The sequence below is a fragment of the Mogibacterium diversum genome (assembly GCF_938028775.1).
In the GTDB taxonomy this organism is placed as follows: Bacteria; Bacillota; Clostridia; order Peptostreptococcales; family Anaerovoracaceae; genus Mogibacterium; species Mogibacterium diversum_A.
The window spans coordinates 24,133-32,122 of the sequence record NZ_CALIZG010000004.1; the positions used below are offsets into that span (position 1 = coordinate 24,133).

A 7,990-nucleotide genomic window follows, 5' to 3' on the forward strand; every position below is an offset into this window, starting at 1 on the left:
ACGAAAAGCTTGAGGCTATGCCTCAAGCTTTATTTTTAACTGATGCGACTAGCTCTCTTGCAGCTTCAAGTGCATTGCTGCTGTTTGGAGCACCGCTTATTAATCTCGCAAGCATCTCAAGTTTGCCTGCCTCATCTAGGTGAGTGATAACCGTATGAGATTTACCTTCTGAAATCTCTTTATCAATCGAGAAGTTATCATCTCCAGAAGCGGCAATTTGAGGTAGGTGAGTAATACATAATATCTGTCTATGATTGGCAATCTCGCTAAGCTTATGACCTACTACAAGTGCGGTCTTACCGCTGATTCCAGTGTCGATTTCGTCGAAAATCATGGTCTCAACGCTGTCACTACTGCCGATGATGTGCTTGAAGGCTAGCATAATTCGAGAAATCTCGCCGCCAGAGGCAATCTTTGCCATCGGTCTCAGAGGTTCACCTGGGTTAGTAGATATTAGGAATTCAACACCGTCATATCCCAAATCAGATATGTCATCCTGCCTTGTTATCTCAATCTTGAATTCGGAATTTGCAAAAGCAAGATCCTGAAGTTCCTTGACCATCTCTCTTTCTAGTGAAGCAGCATTGGCCTTTCTAATATTGCTGACTACTTCGGCTTGCGCTTCAAGTTCGCTATATCTCTTGTCGATAAGCTCGGTAAGTCTTTTCTTCTCATCGTCAAGATTATGAATTATGCCAAGCTTTCCATCGAGCTCTTCTTTGTATGCAATAATCTCTTCGATGCTCATATTGTATTTTCGCTTAGCATCTTCAATTGCACTAAGCCTAGACGATACGAGGTCTATCTCGTCCTCTGAAAAGTTGATAGATTCACTTGTGTTCCTAAGGTTAGAAGAGATATCCTCAAGGCTATAGTATAGCTCTGAGAAGCTCTCTGATAGTTCACCTAGCTCTTCGCTGTATGATGCAATGCCCTGAAGCTGATTCATACAAGATCCAAGAACACTGAGTACCGAAGGATCATCAGTAAGCTTGCTATATGAACCGGCAACAGCTTCGTAGATTCGCTCGCTGTTGCGCATTAAGTCGAGCTGCTCTCTTAACTCATCATCTTCGCCAGGCTGTAAATCAAGGTTGTCTATGTAGTCAAACTCGAACTGATAGAAATCTTGCTGTCTACGTGATTCTGACTCGCTTCGGAGTAGCTGATCGTATTCACGTTTGACTTCATGATAGCGTTTATAAAGGTCACTAAGTTTAGCGAGCTCCAGTTCGATAGATCCGTGATTATAGCTATCGGTGATGAGTATATGGTTTTCTGGATCGAGTACCTGCTGATTGTCGTACTGGCCGTGGATGTCAACAAATTCACTGCAAAACTCTCTTAGTTTTGCCAGAGAAACTATCTCGCCATTGAGCTTTGCAACACTTTTTCCTGACCTAAGAAGCTCTCGTGAGATAATAACATCTTCCTCTCCAATATGCCCGACAACTTGAATAAGGGCTTTATCTGTGCCATTTCTTATCATAGAAATATCAGCACGGTCTCCGAGGGCTGTGCTGATGGCCTGCACTAGTACAGATTTACCAGATCCCGTCTCACCAGTGATGATATTGAGAGAGGAACCAAGATCAAATGCCATATGTTCAATTGTCGCAAAATTAGTGATTTCAATACGATCGAGCATTAAGATACCTCAATTTTAATTTATTCTCTTAGGGCAATCATGTCTTCAAACACTTTGAGAATTGCTGCAACATATTCTTCATGTTCAGCAATAATAAGTAGAGTGTTATCTCCTGCAACTGAGCCCACAACGTGTTCGAGCTTCAGACAGTCGATGGCTTCAGCTGCGGCATTTCCACAGCCAGAAAGTGTCTTTACCACGATGAGATTTTGTGCCGAAGCATAGGAGACGATAGTCTCTCTAAAAATTTTGATAAACCTTTCAGAAATCGGCTGAATGTCGAACTTCCCTGATGTGTACTTATAGCGATCCTTATCAATTGATACCTTAACGAGCTGTAGCTCTTTAATATCCCTAGAGATAGTCGCTTGAGTTACTTTGTAGCCTTCCTGCTCGAGTAGATCTTGTAGCTGATCTTGTGTCTCTACTACGTGCTTTTGGATTAGTTCTAATATCTTATTTTGTCTTGAGTAACGCATCTGTCCTCCCAATGATAAAAAGGTTTTCTGTACACAACACACAATAAATTATAGCATAAATTTGCAAGTGAATGAATAAATACGAAACATTAACACTCGTTGTCTTGATTAATAGACAAAACAGCCTATTTTTGGTAAAATGTCGGAGGTGATTAATGATGAGAATTATAGGAATAGACCCAGGTTACGCCATCATGGGATATGGCATTTTAGACTATAACGGCAACCGCTTTAAGACTGTCCATTACGGTTCAATTGAGACAAAGGCGGGGGTGCCGATGCCTGAGCGGTTAAAGTTGCTCTACGACGGGCTGACTGAAATAATTCAGGAGTACAAGCCAGACGAAGCGTCGATAGAGGAGCTTTTTTTTAATAGAAATGTTACGACGGCTATCGGCGTAGGAGAAGCACGAGGAATCGCTCTGCTCGCATGCGTTGAAGGTGGGCTTTCGGTGTCTGAATACACACCAATGCAGATTAAACAAGCTCTTGTAGGCTACGGAAAGGCGGAGAAGAAGCAAGTTCAGACAATGGTCAAAACTATACTGAATCTAAAGGAAGTCCCTAAGCCTGACGATACAGCTGACGCAGTTGCTGCTGCTATCTGTCATGCACATTCGCGTAATTCCAGAGTGATTGGGAGATAAGAGATAATGATAAGAAATATCAAAGGTGAATACCTTTATTATGACAAGGGATCAATGATTATCGAGACGAGTGGAGGAATCGGCTTTCGCATATACGTTGCGGATACTTCGCCACTACTTCTCCATCGAGAGGGTGATATCATAAATGTATTTACGTACATGCAGGTCAAGGAAGATGGCATGTCGCTTTATGGTTTCTCTAAGCTTGATTCTTTGAATCTGTTCGAACAGCTAATCACCGTAAAAGGTGTTGGCCCAAAGGCGGGTCTCGCGATTATGTCGACGGGGTCAGCTGATGAGATTAAATACAGTATCGCCAATAAAGATGCTACCGCAATTGCTAAGGCGCAGGGTGTAGGTAAGAAGACTGCAGAGCGTGTAATTCTTGAGCTATGTGATAAGGTTGACGCGGTTCCTATGCCAGATATGGGAGGAACGACTCCAGTTTCTATTCCTGGGCTTGATAAAGCTAGGCAGGAAGCTGTTATGGCACTCACTACACTTGGTTATTCGAAAACTGAGGCTGAAGAGGCAATCGGTCACGTAACCGATGAAGGACTTGATGCGGAGACTTACATCAAGAAAGCTCTTAAGTATCTGCTATAGAAGAAGGATTGGGAAATGCTAGATAACATCACATCGACTAAGGTTATACCGAATGAGATAAACGGGGAGTTCACGCTCAGACCACAGTACCTAAGTGAGTACTGCGGTCAGTCAGTTGCGAAGGAGAACTTGTCTATATATATTGAAGCTGCTAAAAAGCGCGGTGAGTCACTAGACCACGTGCTTTTCTACGGACCTCCAGGTCTTGGAAAGACTACACTTGCAAATATTATTGCAAATGAACTTGGAGTAGACATCAAGATTACGTCAGGACCCGCAATCAGCAGGGCTGGCGACTTAGCCGCTATTCTTACGAATTTAAATGAGAATGACGTCCTCTTCATAGATGAGATTCACAGGCTAAATCGTTCAGTTGAAGAGGTTCTGTATTCCGCTATGGAAGACTTTGCACTAGATATCATTATCGGAAAAGGACCTGCGGCTAGATCTCTTCGAATAGATATCGCAAAATTCACGTTAGTCGGAGCTACGACGAGGGCAGGAAGCCTTTCAGCACCATTAAGAGATAGATTTGGAATAATCACAAAATTCGAATTCTATACCCACGAGGAAATCAGGAATATTCTACTTCGCTCTGCAAAGGTTCTCGGCATAGAGATAGACGATGAGTCCCTCGATGAATTAGCTAGCAGATCGAGAGGGACACCAAGAATCGGAAATAGACTGCTCAAGAGGGCTAGGGATTTTAGTGAAGTTATAAGCGATGGACAGCTTAATATCGAAGTGACACGTAAAGCACTAGAAGCACTCGGCGTGGATGAACTCGGACTGGATAAGCTAGACAGGCAGATCCTCGAGACGATAATCAAGAGCTTTGGTGGTGGACCGGTTGGAATTGAAACTATTGCTAGTGCGATCGGCGAAGAGAGGGTGACACTCGAGGATGTCAATGAACCGTTCCTCATTCAGTCAGACCTCATGTACCGTACGCAGAAGGGACGTATGGTTACTAGGCTTGCATATGAATACCTAGGACTGATGTCCTATTACAAAGAAGATTAATAAGGGGCGCGGCGGATATGTGCTATACGTATCCGTAATCGCGCCTCGCTGATTAGAACTGGAGAATACAAAACAAATGAGACTAGAAGATTTTGATTACGAGCTTCCGAGAGAGCTAATCGCCCAGACACCTTCGCTAAAGAGGGATGAGTGCAGGCTGATGGTGCTCGATAGAGCGGAGAATACGATAGAGCATAGACATTTCTACGATATTCTAGAGTACCTGCATGAAGGCGACTGTCTTGTCGTAAATGATTCGAGGGTAATTCCTGCAAGACTATACGGAATCAAGGAGAGGACAGGTGCGCATATTGAGCTACTTCTCATAAAACGCCTAGATGGTGATAAGTGGGAGAGCCTGGTTAAGCCCGGAAAGAGACTTAAGGAAGGCGATACAGTGGTTCTAGATGAGAACAAGCTTTTTAAGGCGCACATCTTAGGTTTTAAAGATAAAGAAAACGGAACACGTATAATAGAGTTTGAATACGAAGGGATATTCATGGAGCGCCTCGAAGAAATCGGAAGTATGCCGCTTCCACCATACATCGAACGAGACGCAGGGAATGACGATAAGGAGAGATATCAGACCGTATATAGCAAGGTGGATGGGTCTGTGGCTGCTCCGACGGCAGGTCTTCATTTTACAGATGAACTGCTTGAGAAGGTGAGGGAAAAAGGCGTTGAAATCGCATACGTAACACTTCATGTCGGTATCGGAACCTTTAGACCAGTCAAGGTGGACAACATCGAAGACCACAAGATGCATTTTGAGGAATATACCATAGACCCTGAGACGGCAGATACTGTAAACCGAGCAATTAGAGAGGGCAGAAGGATTATATCGGTTGGTACGACATCGACGAGAACCCTTGAAAGTGCGGCAAAGCAAGTTGATGGGCTGTGGCAGATTGAAAGTGGACATAGCAGCACGGGGATATTTATATATCCTGGATACAAGTACAAAGTCGTGGATGCGCTTATTACAAATTTCCATCTGCCTAAATCAACACTGATTATGCTAGTTTCGGCACTTTACGACAGAGAGCACATTCTCGAGGCTTATGAAGAGGCTGTGCGTAAGAGATACAAGTTCTTTAGCTACGGCGATGCGATGTTTATAAGGTAGGAGATTGAGATGAAAGAATCACTTAGTTTTGAGCTAATTAAAAAAGACTCGCGCACAGGAGCAAGGCGAGGCAGGATTACGACGCCTCACGGCACCATTGAGACGCCGGTGTTCATGCCGGTTGGCACTCAGGCTACGGTAAAGGCGATGAAGCCTGAAGATGTTGAAAAGACAGGTGCGGAGATTATACTTGGAAATACTTATCATCTATACCTTAGACCTGGTGAGGATATCGTCCATGAAGCTGGTGGATTACATAAGTTCATGAATTGGCATCGTCCTATCCTCACGGATAGTGGCGGTTTTCAGGTATTTTCACTTGGAAAATTCCGCAAGATAACTGAAGAAGGCGCAAAATTCAAGTCATACATTGACGGATCATCACACATGATGACACCAGAGAGTTCGATTGAGGTGCAGATAGCCTTAGGCTCTGATATCATGATGGCATTTGACGAGTGTGTTGCATATCCTGCTGAAAGGAAGTATGTCGCGAGATCGCTAGAACGCACCACAAGATGGCTTAGGCGCTGTGACGATCACCACAGGAGACTAGAGGCTAAAGCCGCTATGGAAACAGGCTCTGATACTATGAAGCAGGCACTGTTTGGAATCATGCAGGGCGGAATGTTCAAGGATCTTCGTGAGCTAAGTGCAAAGCAGATTACGGAGATTGATCTTCCTGGATACGCAATTGGAGGGCTGTCCGTCGGTGAGCCAAAGGATATCATGCTCGATGTACTTGATGATTGCGTTGACCTACTGCCTGAAGATAAGCCAAGATATCTTATGGGGGTAGGAACCCCCGATTACCTGTTCGAAAGTGTTGAGCGAGGAGTAGACATGTTCGACTGTGTACTACCAACAAGGCTAGCTAGGCATGGTATGGCGATGACGAGCAGGGGTAAGATTAATATCAAGAATGCTGCATTTGCAAGGGATTTCAGCACTTTGGATCCAGATTGCGACTGTTATTGCTGCAGAAATTATTCACGTGCATATTTAAGACATCTATTTAAGAATGATGAGATACTGTGCTCGATGCTGCTATCAGAACACAATATTTATTTCTTGGTAAACATGATGAAAAACATCAGAAAAGCAATTGAGGAGGATAGATTCCTAGAGTATAAGAGGGAATTCTATAATAAATATGGAGAATTTTAACATCTGTCCGATCTCCGAGCACTGCGGAGGATGTCTGTATCAGGGTGTTCCATATGAGGAGCAGCGCGCGGAGAAGGAAAATATAATCAGAGAGCAGCTGACGAGGCGCAAGGTTGATGATTCTGTATTCAGTGGTCTAGTTCCGGCTCTCTCGGAATACAGATATAGAAATAAGATGGAGTATACGTTCGGTGACTTTGAAATCGGTGGTGAACTGACGCTTGGTATGCACAAGAAGAGACACTTCATGTCGATTGTGACGTGCGACGAATGTCAGCTGGTTCCTATGGACTTCAACAGGGTGCTTCGTGCAACCCTTGATTTCTGTATAGAAAAAGGATATTCGTTCTATCATAAGAAATCGCACCAAGGTCTTCTTCGTAATCTCGTAGTTCGTCACGGAGTAAAGACTAATGAGCTGCTGGTCAACATAGTTACAAGCAGTGAAGATGGATTTGATGAACAGGCTTATCTCGATATGCTACTGGAACTTAAGCTCGATAATAAGCTTATTGGCGTTATGCGCACGTTTAACGATAGCCTAGCAGACGCGGTAATCAACGAAGGAGTAAAAATTCTATATGGCCGTGATTACTATAATGAGGAAATTCTCGGGCTAAAGTTTAAGGTAAATGCCTTTTCATTCTTCCAGACTAATATCGAAGCGGTTGAAAGATTGTATAGCGAAGCACTTGCGCTAATTCCGGATCTTGATTCAAAAGTCGTATACGACCTGTACTGCGGAACTGGGACTATTTCTCAGCTTATGGCATCTAAAGCCAAGAAGGTGTACGGAATTGAGATCGTGCAGGATTCAGTTGATGCGGCAATTGATAACGCCAAGATGAATAATATAGATAACTGTCATTTTATCTGTGGCGATGTTAAAGCGAAGCTTGATGAGGTGACTGAGAAACCCGATATGATAGTTGTGGATCCACCACGAATGGGAATGCACGACAAAGTGGTGGAGATGCTGTCTAGCTACGGCATAGAACAGATTCTCTATATCTCTTGTAATCCTAATACCATGGCGATAAATTTGGAGAAGTTCTCGGAGCTGGGGTACGAGCCGGTGATTATCAAGGCGTATGATAATTTTGCTAAGACGAAGCATGCTGAGGCAGTTACCCTTTTAGTTAAGTCAGGTACTGACGCAAACTAAAAGCTGGTACTGCCCACGCGACAGCTGTCCAAGAGCAAGGAGCGTGGCGACTTTGCGATTGGAGACAGCGAACCGCTGAAGCCGTAACACTACTCACAAGAACTGATAGTTATTGTGAGTAGATGTACG

The 7,990-nt window shown here is 43.8% G+C and carries 8 protein-coding genes; 6 read left to right on the top strand and 2 right to left on the bottom strand.

Translation table 11 applies throughout. From position 1 onward, the window contains the following. Positions 1-22: 22 nt before the first annotated feature. Both recN and Q7O90_RS00280 read right to left on the bottom strand, forming a co-directional pair. Positions 23-1,648 carry a DNA repair protein RecN gene (gene recN, locus Q7O90_RS00275; RefSeq protein WP_304126162.1) on the bottom strand — a complete coding sequence of 542 codons (1,626 nt, stop codon included), beginning with the start codon at positions 1,646-1,648 and terminating at the stop codon, positions 23-25. A 20-nt stretch (positions 1,649-1,668) separates the two neighbouring features. Continuing rightward, positions 1,669-2,127: an arginine repressor gene (locus Q7O90_RS00280; protein WP_106056700.1), complete on the bottom strand. Its 459-nt coding sequence runs from the start codon at positions 2,125-2,127 to the stop codon at positions 1,669-1,671. A 158-nt stretch (positions 2,128-2,285) separates the two neighbouring features. Here Q7O90_RS00280 and ruvC point away from each other — a divergent pair, with 158 nt between their 5' ends. From ruvC to rlmD, 6 genes are all read left to right on the top strand, one after another. Next, positions 2,286-2,774 carry a crossover junction endodeoxyribonuclease RuvC gene (ruvC, locus tag Q7O90_RS00285; protein WP_106057980.1) on the top strand — a complete coding sequence of 163 codons (489 nt, stop codon included), beginning with the start codon at positions 2,286-2,288 and terminating at the stop codon, positions 2,772-2,774. Between the two features lie 6 nt (positions 2,775-2,780). Then, positions 2,781-3,380, top strand: a complete 600-nt coding sequence (gene ruvA, locus Q7O90_RS00290) for a Holliday junction branch migration protein RuvA (RefSeq protein ID WP_304126163.1) — start codon at positions 2,781-2,783, stop codon at positions 3,378-3,380. Between the two features lie 15 nt (positions 3,381-3,395). Then, positions 3,396-4,403 carry a Holliday junction branch migration DNA helicase RuvB gene (ruvB, locus tag Q7O90_RS00295; RefSeq protein WP_304126164.1) on the top strand — a complete coding sequence of 336 codons (1,008 nt, stop codon included), beginning with the start codon at positions 3,396-3,398 and terminating at the stop codon, positions 4,401-4,403. 76 nt (positions 4,404-4,479) lie between these two features. Continuing rightward, positions 4,480-5,529 (top strand): tRNA preQ1(34) S-adenosylmethionine ribosyltransferase-isomerase QueA, encoded by a 1,050-nt coding sequence (gene queA, locus Q7O90_RS00300; protein ID WP_304126165.1) that lies wholly within the window; start codon positions 4,480-4,482, stop codon positions 5,527-5,529. 9 nt (positions 5,530-5,538) lie between these two features. Then, complete coding sequence (gene tgt, locus Q7O90_RS00305) at positions 5,539-6,696, top strand: tRNA guanosine(34) transglycosylase Tgt (protein ID WP_304126166.1); 1,158 nt, start codon at positions 5,539-5,541, stop codon at positions 6,694-6,696. Beyond that, the gene (rlmD, locus tag Q7O90_RS00310; protein ID WP_304126167.1) at positions 6,683-7,861 is read left to right on the top strand and encodes a 23S rRNA (uracil(1939)-C(5))-methyltransferase RlmD; all 1,179 of its coding nucleotides are present in this window, start codon (positions 6,683-6,685) and stop codon (positions 7,859-7,861) included. The genes tgt and rlmD overlap by 14 nt, the downstream gene beginning before the upstream one ends. Positions 7,862-7,990: the final 129 nt, after the last annotated feature.

Bases quoted from the DNA above. Each gene is read 5' to 3' on its own strand.
- Q7O90_RS00280 (WP_106056700.1), bottom strand. From the start codon at position 2,127: ATGCGTTACTCAAGACAAAATAAGATATTAGAACTAATCCAAAAGCAC.
- rlmD (WP_304126167.1), top strand. From the start codon at position 6,683: ATGGAGAATTTTAACATCTGTCCGATCTCCGAGCACTGCGGAGGATGT.
- tgt (WP_304126166.1), top strand. From the start codon at position 5,539: ATGAAAGAATCACTTAGTTTTGAGCTAATTAAAAAAGACTCGCGCACA.
- ruvA (WP_304126163.1), top strand. From the start codon at position 2,781: ATGATAAGAAATATCAAAGGTGAATACCTTTATTATGACAAGGGATCA.
- recN (WP_304126162.1), bottom strand. From the start codon at position 1,648: ATGCTCGATCGTATTGAAATCACTAATTTTGCGACAATTGAACATATG.
- ruvB (WP_304126164.1), top strand. From the start codon at position 3,396: ATGCTAGATAACATCACATCGACTAAGGTTATACCGAATGAGATAAAC.
- queA (WP_304126165.1), top strand. From the start codon at position 4,480: ATGAGACTAGAAGATTTTGATTACGAGCTTCCGAGAGAGCTAATCGCC.
- ruvC (WP_106057980.1), top strand. From the start codon at position 2,286: ATGAGAATTATAGGAATAGACCCAGGTTACGCCATCATGGGATATGGC.